Source organism: Galbibacter pacificus (genome assembly GCF_029603165.1).
Classification (GTDB): Bacteria; Bacteroidota; Bacteroidia; order Flavobacteriales; family Flavobacteriaceae; genus Galbibacter; species Galbibacter pacificus.
In genome coordinates this window covers 182,962-208,236 of the sequence record NZ_JAQSVC010000004.1, presented here as the reverse complement: position 1 = coordinate 208,236, position 25,275 = coordinate 182,962, and the positions used below count along the sequence as shown (strand labels likewise).

At 38.7% G+C, this 25,275-nt stretch carries 25 protein-coding genes; 17 read left to right on the top strand and 8 right to left on the bottom strand.

Features of this window, described 5'->3' with window-relative positions:
• Positions 1 to 27: 27 nt before the first annotated feature.
• The 3 genes from PSF86_RS12310 to PSF86_RS12300 all read left to right on the top strand — a co-directional run bounded on the left by PSF86_RS12310 (position 28) and on the right by PSF86_RS12300 (position 2,776).
• Positions 28 to 339 (top strand): hypothetical protein, encoded by a 312-nt coding sequence (locus tag PSF86_RS12310; RefSeq protein ID WP_277900381.1) that lies wholly within the window; start codon positions 28 to 30, stop codon positions 337 to 339.
• Positions 340 to 514: 175 nt separating this feature from the next.
• Positions 515 to 2,095, top strand: a complete 1,581-nt coding sequence (locus PSF86_RS12305; protein ID WP_277900380.1) for a SulP family inorganic anion transporter — start codon at positions 515 to 517, stop codon at positions 2,093 to 2,095.
• 54 nt (positions 2,096 to 2,149) lie between these two features.
• A complete protein-coding gene (locus PSF86_RS12300; protein WP_277900379.1) occupies positions 2,150 to 2,776 on the top strand; it encodes a carbonic anhydrase in 627 nt (208 codons plus the stop codon).
• Between the two features lie 97 nt (positions 2,777 to 2,873).
• Here PSF86_RS12300 and PSF86_RS12295 read toward each other — a convergent pair whose 3' ends face one another.
• A complete protein-coding gene (locus PSF86_RS12295; protein ID WP_277900378.1) occupies positions 2,874 to 3,359 on the bottom strand; it encodes a CvpA family protein in 486 nt (161 codons plus the stop codon).
• A gap of 157 nt (positions 3,360 to 3,516) precedes the next feature.
• Here PSF86_RS12295 and PSF86_RS12290 point away from each other — a divergent pair, with 157 nt between their 5' ends.
• The 10 genes from PSF86_RS12290 (at position 3,517) to PSF86_RS12245 (ending at position 15,497) form a co-directional block, all read left to right on the top strand.
• Positions 3,517 to 3,873, top strand: coding sequence for a hypothetical protein (locus tag PSF86_RS12290; RefSeq protein WP_277900575.1), 357 nt, complete (start codon positions 3,517 to 3,519; stop codon positions 3,871 to 3,873).
• A gap of 129 nt (positions 3,874 to 4,002) precedes the next feature.
• Positions 4,003 to 5,022, top strand: a complete 1,020-nt coding sequence (gene pheS, locus PSF86_RS12285) for a phenylalanine--tRNA ligase subunit alpha (RefSeq protein ID WP_277900377.1) — start codon at positions 4,003 to 4,005, stop codon at positions 5,020 to 5,022.
• 28 nt (positions 5,023 to 5,050) lie between these two features.
• Entirely contained in the window at positions 5,051 to 5,446 is a 396-nt protein-coding gene (locus PSF86_RS12280) for a hypothetical protein (protein ID WP_277900376.1), read from the top strand.
• A 604-nt stretch (positions 5,447 to 6,050) separates the two neighbouring features.
• Positions 6,051 to 7,250 carry a pyridoxal phosphate-dependent aminotransferase gene (locus tag PSF86_RS12275; RefSeq protein WP_277900375.1) on the top strand — a complete coding sequence of 400 codons (1,200 nt, stop codon included), beginning with the start codon at positions 6,051 to 6,053 and terminating at the stop codon, positions 7,248 to 7,250.
• Complete coding sequence (locus tag PSF86_RS12270) at positions 7,250 to 8,374, top strand: AEC family transporter (RefSeq protein ID WP_277900374.1); 1,125 nt, start codon at positions 7,250 to 7,252, stop codon at positions 8,372 to 8,374. The genes PSF86_RS12275 and PSF86_RS12270 overlap by 1 nt, the downstream gene beginning before the upstream one ends.
• A 91-nt stretch (positions 8,375 to 8,465) precedes the next feature.
• Positions 8,466 to 8,981 carry a GbsR/MarR family transcriptional regulator gene (locus tag PSF86_RS12265; protein WP_277900373.1) on the top strand — a complete coding sequence of 172 codons (516 nt, stop codon included), beginning with the start codon at positions 8,466 to 8,468 and terminating at the stop codon, positions 8,979 to 8,981.
• Positions 8,981 to 10,105, top strand: coding sequence for an efflux RND transporter periplasmic adaptor subunit (locus tag PSF86_RS12260; RefSeq protein ID WP_277900372.1), 1,125 nt, complete (start codon positions 8,981 to 8,983; stop codon positions 10,103 to 10,105). The genes PSF86_RS12265 and PSF86_RS12260 overlap by 1 nt, the downstream gene beginning before the upstream one ends.
• A gap of 23 nt (positions 10,106 to 10,128) precedes the next feature.
• On the top strand, positions 10,129 to 13,269 hold the full coding sequence (locus PSF86_RS12255) for an efflux RND transporter permease subunit (protein ID WP_277900371.1): 3,141 nt from the start codon (positions 10,129 to 10,131) through the stop codon (positions 13,267 to 13,269).
• A gap of 13 nt (positions 13,270 to 13,282) precedes the next feature.
• Complete coding sequence (locus PSF86_RS12250) at positions 13,283 to 14,680, top strand: efflux transporter outer membrane subunit (RefSeq protein WP_277900370.1); 1,398 nt, start codon at positions 13,283 to 13,285, stop codon at positions 14,678 to 14,680.
• A gap of 121 nt (positions 14,681 to 14,801) precedes the next feature.
• Positions 14,802 to 15,497 carry a Bax inhibitor-1/YccA family protein gene (locus PSF86_RS12245; protein WP_277900369.1) on the top strand — a complete coding sequence of 232 codons (696 nt, stop codon included), beginning with the start codon at positions 14,802 to 14,804 and terminating at the stop codon, positions 15,495 to 15,497.
• 41 nt (positions 15,498 to 15,538) lie between these two features.
• On the opposite strand, the gene PSF86_RS12240 is transcribed toward PSF86_RS12245, so the two are convergent.
• From PSF86_RS12240 to PSF86_RS12225, 4 genes are all read right to left on the bottom strand, one after another.
• Entirely contained in the window at positions 15,539 to 16,438 is a 900-nt protein-coding gene (locus PSF86_RS12240; RefSeq protein WP_277900368.1) for a 3-keto-disaccharide hydrolase, read from the bottom strand.
• Positions 16,439 to 16,452: 14 nt separating this feature from the next.
• Positions 16,453 to 17,031, bottom strand: a complete 579-nt coding sequence (gene azu / locus PSF86_RS12235; protein ID WP_407933330.1) for an azurin — start codon at positions 17,029 to 17,031, stop codon at positions 16,453 to 16,455.
• A gap of 35 nt (positions 17,032 to 17,066) precedes the next feature.
• Entirely contained in the window at positions 17,067 to 18,185 is a 1,119-nt protein-coding gene (locus PSF86_RS12230) for a Gfo/Idh/MocA family protein (protein ID WP_277900367.1), read from the bottom strand.
• A 98-nt stretch (positions 18,186 to 18,283) separates the two neighbouring features.
• On the bottom strand, positions 18,284 to 19,246 hold the full coding sequence (locus tag PSF86_RS12225) for a YheT family hydrolase (RefSeq protein ID WP_277900366.1): 963 nt from the start codon (positions 19,244 to 19,246) through the stop codon (positions 18,284 to 18,286).
• A gap of 178 nt (positions 19,247 to 19,424) precedes the next feature.
• Between PSF86_RS12225 and PSF86_RS12220 the strand changes: the two genes are divergently transcribed.
• Positions 19,425 to 19,904, top strand: a complete 480-nt coding sequence (locus PSF86_RS12220) for an acyl-CoA thioesterase (RefSeq protein ID WP_277900365.1) — start codon at positions 19,425 to 19,427, stop codon at positions 19,902 to 19,904.
• Between the two features lie 19 nt (positions 19,905 to 19,923).
• Here PSF86_RS12220 and PSF86_RS12215 read toward each other — a convergent pair whose 3' ends face one another.
• On the bottom strand, positions 19,924 to 20,832 hold the full coding sequence (locus tag PSF86_RS12215; protein WP_277900364.1) for a DMT family transporter: 909 nt from the start codon (positions 20,830 to 20,832) through the stop codon (positions 19,924 to 19,926).
• Positions 20,822 to 21,178, bottom strand: a complete 357-nt coding sequence (locus PSF86_RS12210) for an arsenate reductase family protein (RefSeq protein ID WP_277900363.1) — start codon at positions 21,176 to 21,178, stop codon at positions 20,822 to 20,824. Before PSF86_RS12210 ends, PSF86_RS12215 begins: the two co-directional genes overlap by 11 nt.
• A gap of 144 nt (positions 21,179 to 21,322) precedes the next feature.
• Here PSF86_RS12210 and PSF86_RS12205 point away from each other — a divergent pair, with 144 nt between their 5' ends.
• Positions 21,323 to 21,790: a DinB family protein gene (locus tag PSF86_RS12205; protein ID WP_277900362.1), complete on the top strand. Its 468-nt coding sequence runs from the start codon at positions 21,323 to 21,325 to the stop codon at positions 21,788 to 21,790.
• Here PSF86_RS12205 and PSF86_RS12200 read toward each other — a convergent pair.
• Entirely contained in the window at positions 21,756 to 22,517 is a 762-nt protein-coding gene (locus PSF86_RS12200; protein ID WP_277900361.1) for a DUF3298 and DUF4163 domain-containing protein, read from the bottom strand. The two genes, PSF86_RS12205 and PSF86_RS12200, sit on opposite strands and share 35 nt — an antisense overlap.
• Positions 22,518 to 22,601: 84 nt before the next feature.
• On the opposite strand from PSF86_RS12200, the gene PSF86_RS12195 reads away from it, so the two are divergent.
• The gene (locus tag PSF86_RS12195; protein WP_277900360.1) at positions 22,602 to 23,756 is read left to right on the top strand and encodes a cystathionine gamma-synthase; all 1,155 of its coding nucleotides are present in this window, start codon (positions 22,602 to 22,604) and stop codon (positions 23,754 to 23,756) included.
• A gap of 114 nt (positions 23,757 to 23,870) precedes the next feature.
• Positions 23,871 to 25,214 (top strand): NADP-specific glutamate dehydrogenase, encoded by a 1,344-nt coding sequence (gdhA, locus tag PSF86_RS12190; RefSeq protein WP_277900573.1) that lies wholly within the window; start codon positions 23,871 to 23,873, stop codon positions 25,212 to 25,214.
• Positions 25,215 to 25,275: the final 61 nt, after the last annotated feature.

Here is a 25,275-nt window from a genome sequence, read left to right as displayed (position 1 = left end):
TGAGTCTTTTACTGAAAATAATAGATATTGAATACGGCCAAGAAAATAATTGTTTACTTTTTTCTATATATATTCTGCTCGTTCATAATTACCCCGGCGGTAATTAAAGTAGTTGAGAAGAATATGGACGTGTCCTGTTTTTATAGTTTGGTAGAAGAAGAAAAAAAAGGTTCTAATACCGGAGAAATAAAAGAGATAAAAGGGCTTCCTTATCCAAAAGATGAATTTCTTTATTTCTCGCAATATTCAAGCAATAGAAATGCTTATTATTACCATATGCACCATTCCTGTGACCAGGTAATGGACGTTATTATACCTCCTCCGGAACATATCGCTTAATATTTTGTATTGCATATTTTTTAGACAGTTACCTCGGGGCAAGTCCGCGAGGCACTTAGTAATAAAAATATTTAGATTTCGGGTCAAGCCCCGGAACATTCAAATTTCACTTAGTGAGGAAAGTTTTTAATTCGTTTTCATTTAAAAAAATGGAGGCAAAATAAATAGTATAAATATGTTCAAGCATTTAAAAAACGATATACCGGCGAGTCTCGTCGTATTTTTTGTAGCACTTCCCTTATGTTTGGGAATTGCATTGGCAAGTGGTGCCCCTTTATTTTCCGGTCTAATTGCCGGAATAATTGGCGGTATAGTTGTTGGTAGTATAAGTGGATCATCAATCGGGGTGAGTGGCCCAGCTGCAGGTCTTGCAGTAATTGTATTGGGGGCTATTGCCACCCTTGGCTTTGAGAACTTTTTAGTTGCCGTGGTTATTGGGGGAGCAATTCAAATTATTTTAGGGCTCGTTAAAGCCGGGATTATTGGGTATTATTTTCCTTCTTCGGTTATTAAGGGAATGTTGGCGGCCATAGGAATAATTATTTTTTTAAAGCAAATCCCTCATGCATTTGGTTACGATACCGATTATGAAGGGGATTTGGATTTCTTTCAACTCGATGGCGAAAACACATTTTCTGCATTGGGGGAAATGCTCAACTTTATTTCACCCGGAGCTGTTTTAGTAACTGCAATTTCCCTTTTTATTTTATTGTTGTGGGAGAAAGTTTTAGTGAAAAAGAACGATATATTTAAAATCATACCGGGTCCTTTGGTAGCCGTACTGGTTGGTGTTGCTTATTATTTGTTAATAGACCCATCGTCGTTATTTTCTATAGCAGAAGAGCACTTGGTATCGGTTCCCGTTCCAGAGGATGCGGCCTCTTTTTTCGGGCAATTTACATTCCCGAATTTTGTGGCCATTACCAACCCGCAAGTATGGCTGGCGGGTGTTACCATTGCTATTGTTGCAAGTTTAGAGACCTTGTTGTGCGTGGAGGCCACAGATAAGTTGGACCCAAATAAAAATGTTACGCCAACCAATAGGGAATTGTTTGCGCAAGGAACGGGGAACATTATTTCTGGATTAATTGGCGGGTTGCCAATTACACAGGTAATTGTAAGGAGTTCTACCAATATACAATCGGGCGGGAAGACTAAACTTTCGGCTATTGTTCATGGGTTTTTGTTGCTGTCTTCAATAATTATAATCCCAAATATCTTAAACAGAATACCTTTGGCTGTATTGGCCGCAATTTTATTTATTGTGGGTTATAAATTGGCAAAACCGTCACTTTTTAAGCAAATGTACTCATTAGGAAAAGGACAGTTTATACCCTTTATCGTTACTGTCTTGGGTGTTGTCTTTACCGATTTGCTTGTGGGCATAGGGCTGGGATTGGCCGTTGGGATTACTTCAATTTTAATAAAGAGTTATCAAAATTCTCATTTCCTTCATATTGAAAAGAAAGAAGACGGGGGACATGTTGTAAAAATGACATTGGCCGAGGAGGTATCTTTCCTTAACAAAGGCGCCATTCTTAACGAATTAAACAAACTTCCTAATAATACGTTGCTGGAATTGGACGTTAGAAAGACTATCAACCTTAATTATGATATCCTTGAAATATTAGACGATTTTGCAATAAAATCAAAAGACAAGGATATTGAAATTAAGCTGATTTCAAACAGAGGGACAGTATACAACCCCAAAAGTTTTACAGAGTTTTTTATAACAAAACGTGAAAATGCCGCGTAAATATTCAGGTTTTGTAGAAAAATTAGTACATTTATTTAAGAAATAAAAAGTAACATGAAATTAGACATTGTTTTTGAAAATAATAAAAACTGGATAGAAAGTAAATTGGAGCTCGACCCCGAGTATTTTAATGACTTAGGAAAAGGGCAGAGTCCAAAATTATTGTACATAGGCTGTTCGGACAGCAGAGTGACCGCGGAAGATTTAATGGGGCTGGGCCCCGGAGATGTTTTTGTGCACAGGAATATTGCCAATATGGTGGTAGGTACCGACCTCAACGCCATGTCGGTCGTAGATTATGCCGTAAACCATTTAAAGGTAGAGCATGTGGTAATATGCGGGCACTATTTGTGCGGGGGCGTAAAAGCAGCCATGCAATCTGCCGATTTGGGCATTTTAAACCCTTGGTTGAGGAATATACGCGATGTTTACCGTTTGCACAAAACCGAGCTCAATGCTATTGAGGACGAAGAAAAGCGCTACAATCGCTTGGTGGAACTGAACGTTCAGGAACAGTGTGTGAACATCATCAAAACGGCCACTATTCAAAAAGCATCAAGGGACAGAGGATTAAAAGTGCACGGTTGGGTGTTTGATGTCCACAGTGGACGATTAATCGATTTAAAAATCGATTTTGATGGGATTCTTAAAAATATCATGGAAATTTATCATTTGGATTAATTTTCAAATCTTCTCAATAAGAACATTTTCATATCTGTATAAAAATATTTTAAGGGGCCTAATTTGGCCCCTTGTTTTGTTTAGCAGGAAAACATATTTAAGCATCTCTCAATACCCAGTTAAACACAAAATCTCCTAGTTGTTTTACCGGCTGGTACACAACCGATGAATCGATGGTTTCTTGATCGATAAATTGAACGGTTTGGTTGGACTTATGTATAAATATTAAAACCGCACCAAGGATAACCGCTATCTTTAACCCACCAAACAAGGCGCCCAAAATTCGGTTTAAAATACCTAAGGCTACCAAATTTGCAATTTTTGTAAGAAGTTTTCCCAACAGGGAAACTATAATAATAATGCCTATAAAAGTTAGGGCAAAGGCCGTTAAACTTATGTATTTTTGGTCCCAGGTTACCTTATCCTGCAAATAATCGCCTATAAAGTAAGAAAAATTAATGGCGCCATATATTCCTAGAATAAGGGCTACCAAAGAAGCCACTTCAATAAAAAGGCCTTTCATGAACCCGCGGACGAGCCCAAAAAGAATTAATCCGCCCAAAACAATATCTATATAATTCATTTATGGCAAAGTAGTTTCAACAAATATAAATCTTTTCTAAGCTTTTATCGCTAGTTATAAACATTCCGTGGACAAAAAAGGTTTTGATCAACTTACAAATCCAAACAATTATCTTATTCAAACCATAGAACTTACTATTTTTGCACAAAGTTTAATTATGGCAAGAGACGAAGAATTAAAAATGAAATGGGACTTACTGGTTACAAAGCTGTCCAGTCAGTTTGCCGATGGAGATACGTTAGAGCTGGATGCCATTATCTATTTGGTGGGCGTACAGGAACTGGGCCAATTGCACCGAACTTTTAAGAAAGACGAAAAACTTAACCTGATGCACATAGCCATTTGCAGGTTGTTGGAGCCTTATGGATATTACGAGTTTGATTTTTTTGATAAAGATGGCTGGCCTCATTATAAGTTAAAAGAACAGTTGCCAGTACTTAAGTCGGGGGAGCAGTCGGTATTAATGAAAGAAGCATTGGTTCAATATTTTGTTGAAAACGGTTTTATAGAGTAATGGTTCTTTACAGTTGCCAACCTAACGTTGAGTTTTAGCGTATGTGTTAAACCACTACGATTAAGTTTAAGAAGGTGCATTATATTCTCGGGAAATCTTTAAATTTGCCCTTCCAAAGAAAAAATGGTTATGATCGACACTATAAAGGAGCATATTGAGAAAGTAAACGGCTTTACCGCTGGTACTTTAGATGAAGTAGAAGCTTTTAGAATTGAATATTTGGGTAAAAAAGGATTGTTGAACGACTTTTTTGCCGAATTTAAAAATGTTCCCAACGAGCAAAAAAAAGCATTTGGGCAAACCATCAACGAATTAAAGACTGCTGCTCAAGAAAAGGTTAATGCCTTAAAAGAGGCCTTGGAGCATAAAGACGTTGATAAAAGTTTCTATGGAGACCTCACAAAGCCTGCAATTCCGTTGGAGCTAGGAAGCAGGCATCCAATAGCTATTGTCAAGAACCAAATTATAGATATATTTTCCAGAATTGGCTTTAATGTTTCTGAAGGTCCCGAAATAGAAGATGACTGGCATAACTTTACCGCTTTGAACTTACCGGAATACCATCCTGCACGTGACATGCAGGACACTTTTTTTATTCAAACCGATCCCGATGTTTTGTTGCGCACGCACACCTCGTCGGTGCAAGTACGGTATATGGAAAACAATACACCGCCAATTAGGACCATTTCTCCCGGGCGTGTTTATAGAAACGAAGCCATTTCTTCGCGTTCGCACTGCTTCTTTCATCAGGTGGAAGGACTTTATATAGACAAAGGGGTTTCGTTTGCCGACCTAAAACAAACACTTCAGTATTTTACCACGGAAATGTTCGGGAAGTCAAAAATCAGGTTAAGGCCTTCTTATTTCCCGTTCACCGAACCAAGTGCCGAAGTCGATGTGTATTGGGGGCTGGAAACAGAAACCGACTATAGAATGACCAAGGGCACGGGCTGGCTAGAAATTATGGGCTGCGGAATGGTAGACCCCAATGTGTTGGAGAATTGCGGAATAGACTCTAAAGAATATTCCGGGTTTGCTTTTGGTATGGGCATAGATAGGATTGCCTTGTTGCTGCACCAAATTTCGGATATTAGAATGTTGAGCGAGAACGATATCCGATTCCTAAAGCAATTTAAATCTGCCTTGTAGTTATTTTATACCATTAAAATTAAGTTGCGTGAAAAAAGATATTGAAATTCCTGTTGCAGAAAATGTTTATGTGGCCGCTGTGCAAGAATGGGACGAAAAACAACTATCAAAAACTTGGTATGTATACTTAATAAACAACAGGGAAACCAACCTGGTGGCAACCATTGTAGTTTCTAAAGGTTACGGGAACGGTGTAATAACATCAACTATGAGGCACGGCTTTGGCTTTATGGAGGCTAAATCGTACCGAAAAATCGAAATACTTCAAGAAGAAGTCTTCAAGTTGAAAAACGAATTTTTCCTTACTTTTTTTGATGATAATAAATTATACGAACGAAAGTTTGTTTTTGAAGAATATCAAATTTCCGAAGTAAATAAAGAGGTTATCCCTTTAATAACCGAAGAAGGGGTTCTTGCCCTGTAATAAATACCCATACTTTACTATACTACTATTTTCTTTATGTATAGATTTTTATAGTAACTATTGAATATTTTCTATATGTCGCTATTCAATATAATCCATGGCAATAAATACGCTATTGCCTTTAATTGTGTCTAAACATACAGCAGCCTATTGTATTGAATATATCCTTTAAAAACATGAAGAAACTTTTTTCGAAAGAAACCCGCAAAATCACAAAGTTGAGGTTCTTGGCAGTTTTTGTAATATGGGTAACAATAGCGTTCGACGTTTATATTGAAGCTTGTGTAGGCCATAACATTATTAAACTTTGGATAGATATATGGTTGTTGGTTTTGATTGTGGTCTTAATGGTTTTAAGGCAATTTTATGTTGATCAGGCTAAAATATATATTGATTAACAGCATAGAGGGCGAAGACACTACCTTTACGTCGGTTCTGCCATTTCAATGATTATTTTTTAACATATTCCTTGAAATAACATCAAAAAATAACATTTTATTTTAATCATTTTTAAATAAAGCCTTGTGGCTTTTGAAATATTCTCATAGGTTTTTTTGTCGGGCTGATATAACTTGTAGGGGCCTAATTTATAAATCTATAAGAAATGAAAACCAATTACAGAAACAGTAGAAGGGAATGGTTAAAGAAAGGTGCAATAGCTGCGGGCGCGCTTGCTTTTAGCCCCTACGAATTATGGAGTGCCAAAGTGCACGAAAGCCACATTGACCAACAACCATTGATGTTTAAAAATGCTTTGAGCAATTTTAATGAATTCACGCCCCCAAAATTTCCTGATTTAAGCACTGTTAAAGCAAGATTGGTTTGGAACGAAAACCCTTATGGTCCATCTTCAAAGGCATCTGCTGCCTTTCAGCAGGCGGTTACAGAAGGAAACCATTATTCGTGGGGTTCTTTAGGAAAACTGGTGAAAAAAATAGCCCAAAAAGAAGGTGTTGAAACAAAGAATATTATGATGGGGCCGGGTTCTTCCGATTTATTAGAGAAAACGGCAATGGTTTATTTTAGGGATGGAGGGAATGTTATTAGTGGGGACCCCTGCTATATGTCGCTTGTCCATGTAGCCAAAGCATCGGGTGGCGACTGGAAACCCATTAAGCTAACAAAGGACTTTCAGCATGACCTAGATGCAATGGAAGCAGCCATAGATAGTAATACAAAGTTAATTTATATAACAAACCCCAACAACCCGACCGCAACCTTAACGGACACAAAAAAACTATACGATTTTTGCGACCGGGTTTCAGATAAGGTGCCCATTTTTATTGATGAAGCTTATATAGAACTTTCGGCAGGGGGATTAAAAAGCAGTATGGCACCACTTGTGGCCAAAGGCAAAAATATATTTGTGGCACGTACCTTTTCTAAAATATATGGCATGGCCGGCCTTCGTATAGGGTACATGCTCGGGAACGAAAAGTCCCTTGAGGCCATTAACCAAATTACAAGGGGTGGCATGGGAATTACAGGGCCTACCATAGCTGCTGCAAATGCTAGTTTGGACGATGTTTCTTTTATTGAAGACTGTAAATCCAAAATAACTTCAGCAAAGAAATTTACCTATAAATTGTTGGATGATAAAGGGATTAAATACCTTCCGTCTGAAACTAATTTTATACTCTTTCCCATTGAAATGGATGGCGATGAGTTCCTGGATAAAATTTACGAATACAAAGTAGTGGTCAGGGCCTTTAAGTTCTGGGACCAAAATTGGTGTCGGGTAAGCATGGGAACCCAAGAGGAAATGGAATATTTTGCCGCTGCAATTAATAAAATCTTGGTTTAATGGAATTCGCATTGCAAAAGACCATATCGTTATTGATTTTTATATTAATTGGCTTCCTCCTTAAACTTAAGTTTAAAAACCCGGAAGAAATAACAGGGCTTAAAAAAATAATCTTAAATCTGGCATTGCCCGCTACCATTTTTATTGCTTTGTTAAAAATAGAAATAAGCACAGGGCTGATGCTGCTTCCTTTTTTAGCCATATTGCTAAATGTGGTTTTGTATGCCATAACAGGACGGATACTTCCTTTAATAGGGATTTCAAAAAATTCTGCAATAGGCAGGACCAGTCGCTTGCTTATCCCTTCGCTGGCACCCGGGCTATCGTGTTTTCCTTTTGTGCTGGAGTTTTTGGGCGATAGTTATTTGGCAAAAGCAGCTATGGCCGACTTGGGTAATAAAATCTTTGTGCTGGTGGTTTTGTACATTATAGCCATGAAATGGTTCTATAAAAACAATCATAGAGAAATGGGAACGGTCAACAATTCAAAAAAAATTAAGGATTTGCTTTTAACCATGCTCAAAGAACCAGTTAATATCTTCATATTTGGGGCACTTGTCTTTGTGTTGTCGGGGGTTCATTTAAATATGTTACCAGCTTTTTTAAAAGATACCTTTACAAGGCTTAGCCTTATCATGACGCCGTTGGTATTGCTATTTATCGGCTTGGCATTTAAAATAAAACGGTTGCAATTTGTCCAGATATTTTCAATGCTTATGTTACGTGCCGGCATTGTTTTAATATTGGTTTCCCTATTTGCACATATTGTCGGGATAGGCCAAAATGGCGATGTACTTTTAATGGTGTCTTTTTCGTTAAGTGCCTGTAGCTTTTGGCCATTTGCCCATATCTCTTTGGTCGGTTCTGCCGAAAAAAGCAAACATGATAGCACTAAAACATTCGATTCTAATTTTGCGATTGGCGTATTGGCACTTTCACTTCCAATATCCACAATCCTTATTTTAGGAATCCTTTCGGCAGGAAATATGTTTGCCCATACTTTTAACTTGTTAATCTTGGGTGTATTATGCTGTTTTTCAGGTATTTTTGCTGTACTTTGTAAAAATATAAAATTAATTAAACAGGTTTCCTCTTCCAAAGAATATTCAGAGAGCAACGCCTAGTTGCTGTTAACATATCTTTAACTAATAATTAACTTCTTTTAGTTCGGTTTTTGCCGAACTAAAAGTATTTTTGCACTTTTATTATAAAAGAATGGACCGGAAAGAACAAATGTCTAAGCTTAAAAAGGAGCTTATTGAAGAAATGGGCGTGTATTTTGAAAGTCAGGATATATTGTCGCCACTGTCTTCAAGGATTTTTGCTTTGTTGGCATTGGTAGGCTACGACGGTGTTACCTTTGATGAGATTGTAGAAGAACTAGAGGTGAGCAAGAGTTCTGTTTCTACCAACCTTCAATTGTTACAGTCCATGGGGCGGATAAGTTATTATACAAAGCCGGGAGATAGAAAGAGATATTTTAAAATATCGGTAAATGATATGGTAAATAGATTGGATGATAAAATTGATTCATGGCAAAAAGAAAGAAAGCTCCACGAAAAAGTTGCGAATTACCGTAAGGAAATTATAGCAATTAGCAATAAAACCAACAGCGAAATACAAAAGGATCTTTCATTCAATATACATTACATAGAATTTGTAGATAAAATGATAGAAAACCTTCAAAAATTAAAAACAAACATATTAATAACAATCAATCAAGAGAAATAATGAGGTCAAAACTATATTTGAAATTACTTATTATAGGTGGAGCTGTAATGCTTTCAGGTTGCGGAGGCAAACAGGAAAATAATTCACAACAGCAAGCACCGCCATTTCCGGTAGTAAAAGTTGAAAGCAAAAAAGTAACAGGATACCAAACCTATCCTACAAGTATAGAAGGGATCGTAAACAGTGCCGTGAGGGCAAAAGTTTCCGGATATATAAAGCAGGTGTTGGTAGATGAAGGTCAGAAAGTAAACAAAGGCCAAACTTTATTTAGGCTGGAAACCGAAACATTGACCCAAGATGCCGATGCCGCCAAGGCAAGTGTAAATGTTGCACAAGTTGAAGTGGATAGACTAAAGCCCTTGGTGGAAAAAGGAATTATAAGCAATGTTCAGCTAGAAACAGCCAAAGCCAATCTTGCACAGGCAAAAAGCAATTACAATAGTATCAATGCCAACATTGGGTACGCAACCGTAAAAAGTCCTGTAGATGGGTATGTAGGGGCAATTCCGTTTAGGGAGGGGACCCTTGTAAGTCCAAGCGACCAAGTACCGCTTACAACTGTTTCAGATATCAAAGAAGTATATGCATACTTTTCCATGAATGAAAAGGATTACTTGGACTTTCTTCAAAATACAAAAGGCGAAACTTTAGAGGAGAAAATCAAGAACTTTCCCAAAGTAAACTTATTGCTGGCCAATGGGGAACAATACAAACAAAAGGGGGAAATAAAAACGGTAACGGGACAAATAAACGAAAATACGGGAACGGTTAGTTTCAGGGCTACTTTCGACAACCCAAACAGATTGCTTACCAACGGGAATAGTGGAAAAATACAAATTCCTGCCGTTTATACCGATTTACCCGTGATTTCCCAGGAATCTACTTTTGAAAGACAAGGTCAGGTACTGGTATATCATGTAAATGGAGATAATAAAGTGTCATCGGAGGTTATAAAAATTAAAGATGGTGTAGACAATTTATACGTGGTAGAATCGGGGGTTAAAATTGGCGATGTAATTGTTGCAAAAGGCGTGGGCAAGTTAAGGGCCGATATGGCAATAACCCCACAAGAAGTAGCCTACGACAGTATAACCAAGCCGATAAAAAAATTATTTAGAAACTAATCCAGAAGCTTAAAAAATAAGTCATGCTAAAGACATTTATAGAGAGACCCGTACTATCTACGGTTATCTCAATTATAATAGTAATCTTAGGGGTTTTAGGTATTTTAACCTTGCCTATCGAGCAGTATCCAGATATTGCCCCTCCAACAGTTCAGGTAAATGCCACGTATCCCGGGGCCAATGCCGAAACAATCCTTGAAAGTGTAATTATCCCCATTGAAGAACAGGTAAACGGGGTTGAGGGAATGACCTATATTACTTCAACGGCAACCAATTCGGGAACGGCAAACGTTACGGTATATTTCGATCAGGAAACCGACCCCGATATTGCTGCGGTAAACGTGCAAAACAGGGTTGCCCGTGCAAATCCTTTATTGCCGCAAGAAGTGATACAGACCGGGGTGACCACCCAAAAGCAACAAACCAGTTCGCTAATGTTTATCTCGTTTTATTCTGCGAATGAAAATTACGATGCCACCTTTGTTCAGAATTATTTAAAGATTAATGTAATACCCGAATTGCAGCGTGTTAATGGTGTTGGAGACGTAAGGGTGTTTTCCAGTCAGGATTATGCAATGCGTATTTGGTTGAAACCGGAAAAACTGGCCGCATACGATTTAATCCCTTCTGATGTAAGGGCGGCCCTTAACGAACAAAGTTTGGAAGCAGCGGCAGGATCCTTGGGCGAAAACAACGGCGAGGCCTTTTCGTATGTAATTAAATATAGCGGACGCTTTAAAACAGAAAAGCAATACGAAGATATTATTATAAAGGCTTTGGGGAACGGGCAATATTTACGCCTAAAAGATGTTGCCGATATCGAGTTGAATGCACAATCCTATGCATCTAATTCTACCACAAAAGGATATCCCAGTATCAATATGGCGATATACCAGACCAAAGGATCGAATGCACAGGAAATTATCGAGACCATCCGTGCTAAACTGGACGATTTAAAACCTAATTTCCCCAAAGGAATAGAAATTTTTATCCCATACGATACCAATGATTTCTTAACAGCATCAATCGATAAGGTAATACATACATTGGTAGAAGCTTTTATTTTGGTTTTCTTGGTAGTGTTTATTTTCCTTCAGGATGTACGGTCTACTTTAATTCCGGCCATAGCGGTTCCGGTGGCAATTATTGGGACTTTCTTTTTCCTTAATGTCTTTGGGTATTCCATAAACCTGTTAACATTATTTGCATTGGTATTGGCCATTGGTATTGTGGTAGACGACGCTATTGTTGTTGTAGAAGCGGTCCATGCAAAAATTGAAGAAGGGGGCGCTAAATCGTCCCGCTCTGCAACCATTCATGCAATGGAAGAGATTTCAGGGGCCATTATCTCGATTACGCTTGTAATGGCCGCGGTATTCGTTCCGGTTACCTTTATTCAAGGGCCGACCGGGGTTTTTTATGAACAATTTGGTATTACCCTTATTGTTGCCATTGTTATATCGGCTGTAAATGCATTGACCTTAAGTCCTGCTTTATGTGCCCTATTCCTTAAAACCCATACCGAAGAAGAAAAGAAAAACACCACTTTCCTGCAAAGGTTTTACAATGGGTTTAACAAAGGGTTTAATGCTACTACCGAGCGTTATGGTAGGTCGTTGGGCTTTTTGTACAAACACAAATGGATTACCGGCGTTGTTATTTTAACGGCCGTTGCCGGAATTGTATGGGTTTCTTCTACAACGCCAACAGGTTTTGTGCCCAACGAAGACAGGGGTATTATTTTTGCGAATGTTGAATTACCTCCCGGAGCATCGCTCGATAGGACCGGGGAAGTAAACAATAAATTGTACAACGCCGCCAAAGACCTCCCCGGAGTAGAAGGGGTGTCGGTAATTAACGGCTTTAGCTTGCTCGGCGGGCAAGGGAGTAACTATGGACTTGGATTTATAAAATTGAAAGATTGGGAAGAAAGAGATGAAGATTCGCTCTCGGTCGATGCACTTACTAAAAGATTATTTGGCATTGCAGCTACCATTCCCGAAGCCAATATTATATTCTTTGCGCCTCCAAGTATTCCCGGCTTTGGTATTTCTTCCGGTTTTGAAGTGAATTTATTAGATAGGTCCGGAGGTGAATTTACGGCTCTTGATAAAACCAATCAGGATTTTATGATGGCTCTTATGAAGCATCCTCAAATTCAATATGCACAGTCTTCTTTCAATACAAGTTATCCACAGTACGAAATGGAAATAAACGTGCCTGTTGCAAAAGAAATGGGAGTACCCATCAACAGTATTTTTTCAACCTTGCAAGGATATATTGGCGGTGTTTATGCAGCCGATTTTGCCAGGTTCGGGAAACAGTATCGTGTGTATTTGCAGACGCTCCCCGGCGATCGTGAAAACAAAGGCTCGTTAAACGAACTGTACGTTAGGACCGGAAATGGAGAAATGGCTCCCATTACGCAGTTTGTAAAATTAAAAAGGGTATATGGGCCACAATCCGTAACACGCTTTAACCTGTTCAATTCATCGAAGGTAACAGGAGCTTCAAATCCCGGTTACAGTACCGGTGATGCCATTGCCGTTGTACAGGAAGAAGCGGCCAAATTGCCCGGAAATTACGGTATTGCCTATTCAGGTTTAACCAGGGAAGAGGTCAACGCCGGAAGCCAAACCATATTGATTTTTATTTTAAGTATTGTGTTTGTGTATTTCTTGCTATGTGCCCAGTACGAAAGTTATTTGTTGCCTTTGTCGGTTATATTATCATTACCATTAGGGGTGTTCGGAGCCTATTTTACCACCAAAATGGTAGGGCTGGAAAACAATATATATTTCCAAATTGCGCTTATCATGCTAATTGGGCTACTTGCCAAAAACGCCATTTTAATTGTTGAGTTTGCCATACAAAGACGAAGAAGGGGCGAGAGCCTTTCAGATGCCGCTATTCATGGTGCAAAAGCGCGTTTAAGACCAATTTTGATGACTTCTTTTGCCTTTATACTTGGGTTGATGCCATTGGCGTTGGCCGGTGGCGTAGGAGCATCAGGAAACCGATCTATTGGTACCGGTGCTGCCGGAGGAATGTTGATAGGAACAATTTTAGGGGTATTTATAATTCCTATCCTATTTGTAATCTTTCAATGGCTGCAAGAAAGAATTAGTGGGAAGCCAGAATCAGTAAAAGAAATTGAAGCTTAAAAATAAGATGATAATGAACGTTAAAAAATATAAAATTTTATTAGGTCTTTGCATCCCGTTACTGTTGCAATCTTGTTTTGTGGCTAAAAAATATGAAAGACCGGACGTAGAGACCGATAATTTGTACCGTACCGATCAAATTACCCAAGACAGCACTTCCATTGGAATGGTTTCTTGGCGGGAACTTTTTAAGGACCCCATACTGGAGCGGCATATAGACACTGCTTTGGTAAATAATTTAGATATAAGAATAGCCATACAGCAAATAGCCGCTTCTGAAGCATATTTGAAACAGGGAAAAGCGGGCAATTACCCCACATTGGGGCTTGATGCTTCGGTAACAAGGCAAGAGAACTCGCAAAACAGTCAGTTTGGGAGCATTTTCAGTCAGCCAATAGAACAATACGACCTAACGGCTAACCTGTCTTGGGAAGCCGATATCTGGGGAAAGATAAGAAGTAACAAAAGAGCTTTTGAGGCTACTTACCTACAGAGCTTGGAAGCACACAAAGCAGTTAAGACCGAGTTGATTGCAGCTGTAGCTTCAAGCTATTATCAATTACTTTCTTTAGACGAACAGCTTAGGGTAACAAACGAAACAATAGAAACGCGGGAAAGTAGCCTGGAAACCACGAAAGCTTTAAAAGATGCCGGAATGGTTACCGAGGTTGCCGTACAACAAACGGCAGCGCAATTGTATACTGCTAAAGCCATAAAAATAGATTTGGAAAACCAAATTAAGTTGCTGGAAAATGCTTTTTCTATTCTTTTGGCACAACCGCCACATACTATTGAACGCAGTAGTCTTGAATCGCAACAATTAACAACCGATTTGGTGGTTGGGGTTCCTTATTTGTTGTTGCAAAACAGGCCCGACGTTGTTGCGGCAGAATTTGGTTTGAGAAATGCTTTCGAGCTTACCAATGTTGCCAGAAGTAGTTTTTACCCATCGATTACTTTGAGTGCAAGTGCTGGTTTTCAAAGTTTGGATTTTGACAATTGGATCGATGCCAGCTCTATCTTCAATACTTTGGTGGGTGGGCTAACCCAACCCATATTGAACGGGAGAAAGATTAGAACTCAATATGAAGTTTCCAAAGCGCAACAAGAACAAGCACTGCTGAATTATAAAAAGACGCTTTTAACGGCAGGACAGGAAGTATCGGACGCTTTGTATCGTTACGATGCCGCATCAGAAAAAATAGAAGTAAGGGAAAAAGAATACGAAGCTTACAACAAGGCTACCGAGTATTCTGAAGAATTGTTAAACCAAGGTTTGGCCGATTATTTAGAAGTACTGAACGCCCAAGAGAATGCATTAAATTCCGAACTGCTTTTAATAGAAAACAAATACACAAAACTTAATGCTGTTGTTACACTTTACCAAGCTTTGGGTGGAGGATGGCAATAGTATTTTTATGTCTCATAATTTCTAAATTTTATTCATGATTTTGCCCCGGTATTTATGGCCGGGGCATTTTTTTGGTTTTATTAAATAAAAAATGTTATTTAGTTCCCTAAACTATTTTACTATGTCTATAGATCATTTGTCACAAGAAGAAATTAAAGCAGAACAGGCCCGTTTTATGACCAAAGTATATGGGTGGATGTCCGGAGCCTTGATATTAACCGGATTAATAGCCGCTTGGGTGGCAAATACAGAAGCCATTATTAGTGTAATTTTTAGTAACCGTTTGTATTTTTACGGCTTATTAATTGCCGAATTTGCTTGTGTTGCTTATTTAAGTGCTGTAATCGGTAAGATAAGGGCTAATACGGCAATTACTTTGTTTTTGGGATATGCCGTGTTAAACGGATTAACATTTTCTGTTATTTTTTTAGCTTTCACAGCGGCATCAATAGCCACTACTTTTTACATTACGGCTGGGACTTTTGGCGTAATGAGCATGTATGGATATTATACTAAAACCGACCTTACTTCGGTTGGGAATATAGCTTTTATGGGACTTATAGGGATTATTATTGCTTCTGTGGTAAACTTCTTTTTTCAAAATGAAATGCTGTATTGGATCGTAACCTATGCCGGGGTATTAATTTTCGTGGCACTTACGGCCTACGATACACAAAAGATAAAACAGCTTAACATAATTGGTAACGAAGGAACCGAAGAAGACACCAAAGAAGCTGTTATGGGAGCACTTACATTGTATCTGGATTTTATCAACTTATTTTTGTTTTTACTTCGCCTTTTTGGCCGAAGGAAGTAGGAAAAAAGAAGTAAAAAAATAATTACTATAAATCTAGTTGCTTATTTGGCCTTCTCAGCTTTCAATAAGGCATCAATAGTTGCTTGTAATTCTTCCTTGTTGTTGTAAATAGGGTTTAGGTCTACAATTTCAACCTTTCTAAATTCAACGGGGTGGCTTTCACTTTGTATGGAAATATAACCTTCTGTAAGTGGTTTTCCATCTTCTTTTATAGCCGGATCGAAGTTTTCTACGCCGCCATCGCCAATTTGTGGGTGTGTGTATTCCAAAACAGTTTTACCATCAATAATATGTTTTACAATAGAATCTTTAAGCACTAAAAAAGTAGCCCTTACCCATTGGTCTCCACGGTATGTTTTTGATGAAGAATTGGTGCAATGCGGGGTAAATATAGAATCGTTTAGCATAACATTGGTGCCGGGGGTGCATAAATTTAAGGTTGGGCGTTCTTCATCGCTATTGGCATCGCCGCCTAAAAACTGCCCTTCTATACTTATGGGGAAATCTTGGTCTTTCAGCATAGTTTCCGGGGCCTGGCCATGCAACATAGCTCCGCTGTTTCTCCATGCCCAACCTTCTCCATCAGCTATTTGTTCGCCAACAAAGCGGTATTCTATTGCAAGAAAATATGCAGAGAAAGACTTGTTGTAAAAAAGATGCCCGTATTGTCTGTCAAAAACATTGTGGTAATCATCGTAATTAACAACAATTTTCCCGTCTTTTACAGTAAAGGTATTGGCATAGTTTTCGCCAACTTCGTGTTTAGAAATTTTAGGAACCCAACCGGAAAGGTCTTTGCCATTGAACAGTTGTTGCCATTCCGGTTGGATTGCTATATCAGTTTTAGATTTTTCAATGATGTTCTCCTTTTTCTCCTCTTTGCCCTTACAGCCAATAACGATTATAAAAAGGCTACATAGAATAAACTGATATATTTTCATTTTTTAATTGTTTGTTATTCAACAATAAATTTTCCTTGCATAGCGGCAAAATGCCCGGGAAAACTACATAAAAAGTCATATGTTCCGGGAGCGGGTGCTTCAAATTCAATGGTGTCGCTTTCTCCGCCTCCTAATAATTTGGTATGTGCAACAACGGCATCTGTACCTTCGGGAATATAGTCGTTTTCGGTAGCGGCAGTGGCAGCGGTGGCAAACTCAACCAAATCGACATCTTGTTTTAAAATTACCAAGTTATGCCCCATTACTTTTTTATCTAGCTTACCTATATGTTTTAAGGTAATGGTAACTTTTTGCCCTGCTTTTACACGAATTTCACTTTTGTTGAATTTCATCATGTCGTTTGCAGTAATAACCACTGTGTTTTGATCTTCTTCTGCATCAGAAGCTTTGCTTGCACTTGTTGATTCTTGCTCGTACTGGAATTTTTCTTCTTTCTTCTCCTTTTTACCATCGCCACAACTAATAATGGCCAATGAAAAAAGGCATGCAACAATTTTACTGTATAGTTTCATTTGATCTATTTTTAATTTGAATGCTAATATAAGTATTTCTATGGCTAATGCTGAAGCCATTACTTATAAAAATAGTTTTATAACGCTTTTTTGTATTATAGTGTTAATGTTATCTTTTTAGATTGGTCGACGGCCTTATAAATTGCTTCTATAATTTTTAGGTCTTTTAGTCCTTCTTCGCCGTTAACGGGAATTGCGGGTTCTGTACCTTTTAATAGAATGTCTGCCATGGCATCCATTTGGAGGGTTTGCTGCGGGGTATGGTCTTCGGTCAGGGCTTTAAGGTGGGTACTCCCTTTTATGGGGCCATAACCGGTAGCCGGATGTAGTTGGGCAAAGCCTTTGGCTCCGTTTAAAAAGAATTTGTCCAGATTGTTCATGGCATAGGTCGATAGGCATGAGGCCACGGCACCACTGGGAAATCCTAATTGAAATTGAATGGTCTCATCTACGCCTTCCTTAAATTTTTCAGGATTGGTTTTGGTTTCCTGGGCCGTAACCCAAATGGGTTCTTCGCCTACCATATATCGGGCTCCGTTTATGGAATAGATGCCAATATCTACCAAAGCGCCCCCGCCGGCCAATGCTTTGTCGAGCCGCCATTGATTGGGGTCGCCAATATTAAATCCCGACAGCCCTTGGAAAAAATCTATTTTTCCAAAATCCCCCTGTTTTCTCATGTTTACCACCTCTAGGGTATTGGGCTCAAAATGCATTCTGTAGCCAACCAAAAGTTTTACTCCGGCCTTTTTACAAGCATCGACCATTTCTTTTCCTTCCCGGGCACTTATTGCCATGGGTTTTTCGCAAATTACGTGCTTGCCGGCTTTGGCAACGCGAATGGTTTGGTCGTGGTGCAGGGCATTTGGGGTAATAATGTATACGGCATCTATATTTGGATTGTTGGCAATGGCATCGAAATTTTCGTAGTTGTACCTGCTTTCCTTTGGCACATTGTACTTTTCTCCCCAAGTTTCCAGTTTTTCCGGAGTACCGCTTATAAGGCCGGTTATAATTGCTTTATTGCATTGTTGCATTGCTTTGGCAACCCTGTTTGCATAGCTTCCCAAGCCCATAAGTGCAACCTTTAGTTTTGGTTCTTTTGAAGCGGGATTGTGTAAGTGCATTAAATAATTGGGAGAATTCCAACCTACAAGGGATAGTCCGGCAGTTGATATGGCTACTTTTTCTATGAATTTTCTTCGGCTTTTCATAATTAAATGGTTTTTGATTGTATTTTTAAAAGTAACGTATTTTTAGTGCATGGTTGAGCTTTGCGAAGGAAAATGCGCATCTTTTGATGGGTTACCATTTATTTTACGATGTTTTTAACAAAAGCGATAGCCCTTTTTTCATTGTAAAAAACATTATCGCTGTCGAAAAAGCCAACATGCCCCCCGTATTTTGGGATTTCTAAATATAGGTTGTCTTTGTTTTTAGAAATTTCTGATGGATAACAGGAAGGCGATAAAAAAGAATCGTTTTGTGCATTGAGGATTAAACAGGGAACCTCAATATTTTTTAAATTGTTAACAGAACTGCTTTTATCGTAATAATCCAATGCGTCATAAAAGCCGTGTGCCCTGGAAGTATATAGGTCGTCAAAATCTTTTAGTGTTTTAATGCTATCTATTTCTTCCAGAGAGACCTGGTCGGGGAAAGCCGCTTGTTTTTGCCTTAATTTTTTTAGCAGTGTTTTTTTAAACCGCTTTGCGTAAATAGTGTTTTTTAACTTGTGGATTTCTAGCATAGATCCATACAAATCGCATGGCACAGATACGGCCACGGCTGCTTTTATTTCTTTTGGTATGTTATGGGTGCCAAGATATTTTAGCACTAAATTTCCGCCGAGGCTAAAACCGTTCAATACAATGGTTTTATAGGTGCCCTTTTTTATAAGATGATGAATTACAAGTTCGACATCGTTTGTAGCGCCCGAATGGTACGATTTAAACGTCTTGTTAGGTAATCCGCTACAGCTCCGGTAGTTAATGGACACTGCGTCAAAATTATTTTCATTAAATATTTTGGCACTTCCGGTTATGTAAGGGCGTTGTGCATTTCCTTCCAACCCGTGTAAAATTACAACTGCCTTTTCTGTTTTTTTAACCGAATAAGACCAATCGATATCTATAAAATCATTATCAGGGGTCTGGATTCGTTCCCTTTCCTGGGAAATACCTTTTACTTGACGGATGAGTCCTGAATAAATTGTTGAAAAATGGCCGTTTTTGAATAAATGCGGGGGATTGTAATTGGAAGGTACTAGTGGCATTTTCTTTTTGTTGAAATGATAGTGGTATTTAGTTAAATATTATGCGCGCATAATAATAAGTTTGTAAATTTGTAGGGCTCCTTCAAAGTTAAAGTATTTTTAGGGCACTATAGTTTTCCTATAAAATATTCTTATAGATTTTCGAGGGGTTTTAATGGTAAAATAAATAGACTTAAATATGTACACTAAGGAATTTGAAATACGCTGGAACGATTTGGACGCTAACCGCCATTTGGCCAATAAGGCTTATATAGAATTTGCAGCACATACCCGGATGTCTTTTTTAATAGAAAACGGATTCGACCAACGCTTGCTGGGGAAGTTAAATATTGGGCCGGTGGTTTTTTACGAACATATCTATTATTTTAAGGAAGTTTTTTCCGGAAAGCCATTAACGGTTTCCTTGGAGCTGAAAGGAATGAGCGAAGACGGGATGTTTTTTGAATTTCATCATAATTACTACGATTACAAGGGAAGAAATGTTGCGCATTGCGAAATAATGGGGGCCTGGATCGATTTGGAAGCCCGTAAATTAATAGGTCTGCCAGAGGAGGTAAGTCATTTATTTGATAAAGTGGAGAGGGCAAAAGATTTTAGGGTGCTAACGAAGGAAGATACCCGAAGACACGCTAAAACCCCCGTCGACCTGAACGTTTAAAACATTTTTTGTGCTTTTATCACGCCTTTTCTTCAACAACGGGCGGTTTCTTGGTTTTTGTAACCATATAAACTCCCAAAAACACGAGCCCCGCAGCAATTACTTTTACAAAAGTTAGTTTATCGGCGCCCACAATAATGGCAAATAAAATACCTATAAGGGGTTGCAAATACACAAAAGCACCAATGGTAGATGCTTTTAACTGTTTTAGTGCAAATATGTTTAATAAATAAGTTGAAAATGTTGTGCCCACAACCACAAAGGCCATCCGCCATATGGCATCAAAAGGGAGCGAGGTCCATTTGACAGCCGTAAACTCTGTAATGGTAAAAGGGATGTTGATGATAATTCCAATGGTAAAAAGCCATCTCATAATGGTAAAAGCATGGTATTTTGCGGTTAATGGCTTAACCAGTACCAGATAAATTCCGTAAGAAGTAGCATTAATCATAAACAAAATATTGCCCAATGCTATGTTTGGGGCTCCTTGTTCCACGTTTTCGCCAAACAGGACAAGTCCCAGAGCACCGGCAAAGCCCAACAAAATGCCAAATGTTCTAATAAAGGTTACCCTTTCTTTAATGATAATTGCAGATAATATAAAAACAATTATTGGTGTAAGCGTAACAATAACGGCACTGTTTATGGGTGTTGAAAGACTTAGTCCTTTAAAGAACATCAACATATTGATGACCATCCCGAAAACGGCACAGCATGCAAGCCGTGGCCAATCCTTCTTGTCAATTTTTTCTTTTGGTCCCCATATGCTTATTATCCAAAATAAAATGGCCGCACCGGAAACCCGCAATAAAATAAACCCGAAAGGCTGTATAAACGTGGGCATTACATCTTTGGCAACAGTATGGTTTATTCCGTAAATCAGGCTGGCACCAAAAGCTGCCAATAGCGCTAATATCCTATTGTTCATGTCTGGCTTGCTTTGCGGTTTCTACTGTTTTTTTGCTATTTCCTATAAAAATGGAATCGTTAACAATAATAACGGGCCGCTTTAAAAAAGTATAATGTTCAAGAATGAGGTTTTTAAAATCGGTTTCTGATAATTTTTTGTTTTTTAGGTCGCGTTCTTTGTACAGCCTGGCCCTTTTGCTGAACAATGCTTCATAAGAACCCGCCAGCTGTTTCATTTCTTCCAGTTGGTCGTTGGTAATTGGTTCGCTTTTAATGTCTTGAGAAATAAAATTTTCAGGAAGGTTGATTTCATCAATAATCCTTTTACAGGTATCGCAAGTACTTAAATGGTAAATCTTTTTCATGCTGCAAATTTAAAAGTATTAGTCGGAAATATGTTTCTTTATTTAAGATTATAACATCTTTTTAAAAAGTAGTTTCTACTTAAAATTTAAAAGTTATTTTTGATCATTAAATTCAATTAATAGCAACCCCAAAAAAACCTAAGAATGATCGATTATCAGTTTGATGTCCTCGAAAAAAGTAGGCGTCAGGTACTTAAATTAACCGAAGACCTTACGGAGGAAGAAATTAACCAAATTCCCGAAGGATTTAACAACAACATAGCCTGGAACGTAATCCACTTATTGGTTACCCAACAGCTGCTTTGCTATAAATTATCTGAAAAGGCAGGCTATGTAGACCAAGTTACCATTGACAATTATAGGCGGGGAACAGCCCCAGACCCGGCAAGGCCAGTTTCTTTAAAGGAATTTGAAAAATTCAAGGAAGAATTAATGTTGAATGCATCGAGAATTAAAGCCGATTATCCCGGTTTTACAAAATTTAACAGTCTTACCACCAGTATAGGGATAAGCATTAACTCCATTGACGATGCCATTGCTTTTAACAATTACCACGAAGGATGGCATGTTGGGTATATTATTGCGCTTCGGCGAGCCATTCGGGCTTCATAAATTCTTCTGCTTTGCTGTATGGAATTTCAATTTTTGTCAATCCATCGGCATAGGCGGCAATTTCATAGGGATTGTAAATTAATACAATGCCCTGCCCGTTAAAGCCAATGCTATTTGGCAAATGGAAAGCATCGTTTTCAAACATAAACCCGGAGCTGTTAATATTGGCTTCGGGTTTTAGGTTTTCTTGTTTCCTAAAAGCTTCTTCGGCATAATTGACAAAAGCGTCCACATTGGTAAAAAGGTCTTCGGCACTCAATGCTTCGCCGGTAAGGTCGTTAAAGTTTAAAAAACTCACGCTACCATAACCATGTGCGCCACCGGTAAATACATAGCTTTCTATTTTTATGGATGAAAAATGCCCGTTTTTAAAGGAAGTTCCACCTTTAATGCTAGCTTCCCATGGAACGATATCTTCTGGAAAGCGTTCTTTTAATTTTTTATAATCGTTTCTAAAAATGGCAATGGCCTCATTAATAGTTGAAGCTTTTTTTTCTTCAGAATAATTAAGGACATCAATAACAAAAGAATTGATTTCTGTATTTATCTTTTCGGTAACTGCATTTGCTGGTTGTGCCTGCGGGATATTGATTTTTACCTGGGGGCAATCGGTACAGTTATCGGTTACCATATCTTTGTTTACATAACTAATGGTTTCTTTGTTTTCGCACCCCAAAAACAATGCGGTACATACAATTATGAAGATTGAAAAAGACTTTCTGGACATAGGCTGTTAAATAAAAAATAAAGGTACGGCGTTCTTTGCAATCCCCAAAAGTAAACGATATTTTTGTTATACAATCTTCAAGTTATGAGTAAAGAGAATTTACGCTTTAATTCCAAGGCTATTCATGGCGGGCAAGAACCCGATAAAGCTTATGGGGCGGTAATGCCTCCAATTTACCAAACTTCAACATATGCACAATCTTCGCCGGGCGCTCACAAGGGGTTTGAGTATTCCAGAAGTGCCAACCCAACTAGGACGGCACTGGAAAATAGTTTGGCAAGTATCGAGAACGGCAAATACGGTTTGGCTTTTGCCAGCGGCCTGGCGGCAATAGATGCGGTAATGAAATTACTGCAACCGGGAGACGAAGTAATATCGACCAACGATCTGTATGGTGGCAGTTACCGCTTGTTCAGTAAAATTTTTGAAGGGTTTGGGATCAAGTTTCATTTTGTGAACATGGAAAACCCGGCAGTAATTGAAAACTATATAAATACAAACACAAGGCTTATTTGGGTTGAAACCCCTACAAACCCAATGATGAACATTATTGATATTGCCCAAGTAGCCAACATTGCAAAAAAACATAAGGTTTTATTGGGGGTAGACAATACGTTTGCCACGCCATATTTGCAATTGCCACTCGATTTGGGAGCCGATTTGGTAATGCATTCGGCAACAAAATATATGGGCGGGCACAGCGATGTGGTTATGGGTGCCTTGGTGGTAAAAGATAAGGACTTGGCCGATAAACTGTATTTTATTCAAAACGCAAGTGGTGCGGTTGCCGGCCCCATGGACTGTTTTTTAGTACTTCGCGGAATAAAAACCCTGCACGTGCGTATGCAGCGCCATTGTGAAAATGGAGCAGCCATTGCGAAATTTTTGGCAGATCACCCAAAAATAGAGAAAGTATATTGGCCCGGGTTTAAATCGCACCCCAATCATGAAATTGCCAAAAAGCAAATGAAAGGTTTTGGCGGGATGATTTCTTTTGTGACCAAGGGAAACAATTATCAAGAAGCTATTAAAATTGTGGAAAATTTAAAAGTATTTACATTGGCCGAATCGTTGGGGGGCGTAGAGTCTTTGGCGGGACATCCTGCAAGTATGACGCATGCTTCTATCCCCAAAGAAGAAAGGGAAAAAACAGGCGTGGTCGATGCCTTGATTAGATTGAGTGTTGGGATTGAAGATGTAGAAGATTTAATCGATGATCTTAGACGAGCAATAGGGTAACGAAAACGTTTGAGATTAACGATTTTTTAAAAAACAAGCATTTTTTTTCAATAAAAAGTATAATTTTGCTGTCAAATTATTAAATACACAATTAATCCATTTTTTATGAATGCAATGGACCAAAAAATAAAAACATTTATGGACGAAGTAAAAGTCCGTAATGCACACGAGCCAGAGTTTCTTCAGGCAGTACACGAAGTAGCAGAAACAGTACTTCCGTATATTGCCCAGCATGAAATATACAACGGTAAAAACATATTGTTGCGCATGGTAGAGCCCGAGAGAGCTATAATGTTTAGGGTGCCGTGGGTTGACGATAAAGGGGAAATACACGTAAACAGGGGGTATCGAATCCAAATGAGCTCTGTTATCGGTCCGTATAAAGGCGGGCTTCGGTTTCACCCAACGGTAAATATGAGTATTTTAAAATTCTTGGCTTTTGAACAGGTTTTTAAAAACAGTTTGACAACATTGCCAATGGGCGGTGGTAAAGGAGGATCTGACTTTGATCCGAAAGGAAAGTCGGATGATGAAGTGATGCGTTTTTGCCATAGTTTTATGACCGAACTTTTTAGGCACATAGGGCCAAATACCGATGTCCCGGCCGGAGATATAGGCGTAGGAAGCAGGGAAATTGGTTTCTTGTTTGGAATGTACCGAAAAATTAAAAATGAATTTACGGGAGTTTTAACCGGGAAAGGGCTTTCTTGGGGTGGTTCCCTCATTCGTCCAGAAGCTACAGGATATGGAAATGTGTACTTTGCACAAAATATGCTGGAAAGAAAAGGAGATACTTTTCAAGGGAAAACAGTAACGGTTTCCGGTTCGGGAAATGTAGCGCAATATGCTACCGAAAAGGCCACGCAATTGGGTGCCAAAGTAGTTTCGCTTTCAGATTCTTCGGGGACCATTTATGATAAAGACGGAATCGATGCCGAGAAGCTCGCTCATGTAATGTTTATTAAAAACGTAAAACGCGGAAGAATTTCGGAATATACAGAAAAGTATCCTTCGGCAGAATATTATGCAGGCAAAACCCCGTGGCACATACCTTGCGATATAGCACTTCCTTGTGCAACGCAAAATGAGCTGAACGAAGAAGATGCAAAAGCATTAACTAAAAACGGATGCATATGTGTGAGCGAGGGTGCAAACATGCCTTGTACTCCGGGAGCTATTCTTCAATTCCAACACGCAAAAATATTGTTTGCGCCAGGAAAAGCATCCAATGCCGGGGGTGTTGCAACTTCGGGCTTGGAAATGGCACAAAATTCGTTACGTTATAGCTGGACAAGAGAAGAGGTTGATGATAAATTGAAAGGGATTATGAAGAGTATTCACAATTCTTGTATCGATCACGGAGAAGATCCAGACGGATATATCAACTATGTTCGGGGCGCAAATATTGCAGGTTTTGTAAAAGTAGCCGATGCAATTCTAGCCCAAGGAGTGGTGTAATTTATAGTTAAAAGAGGCTGTCTAAAATCAAGTGTTTTTAGACAGCCTCTTATTTTTATAT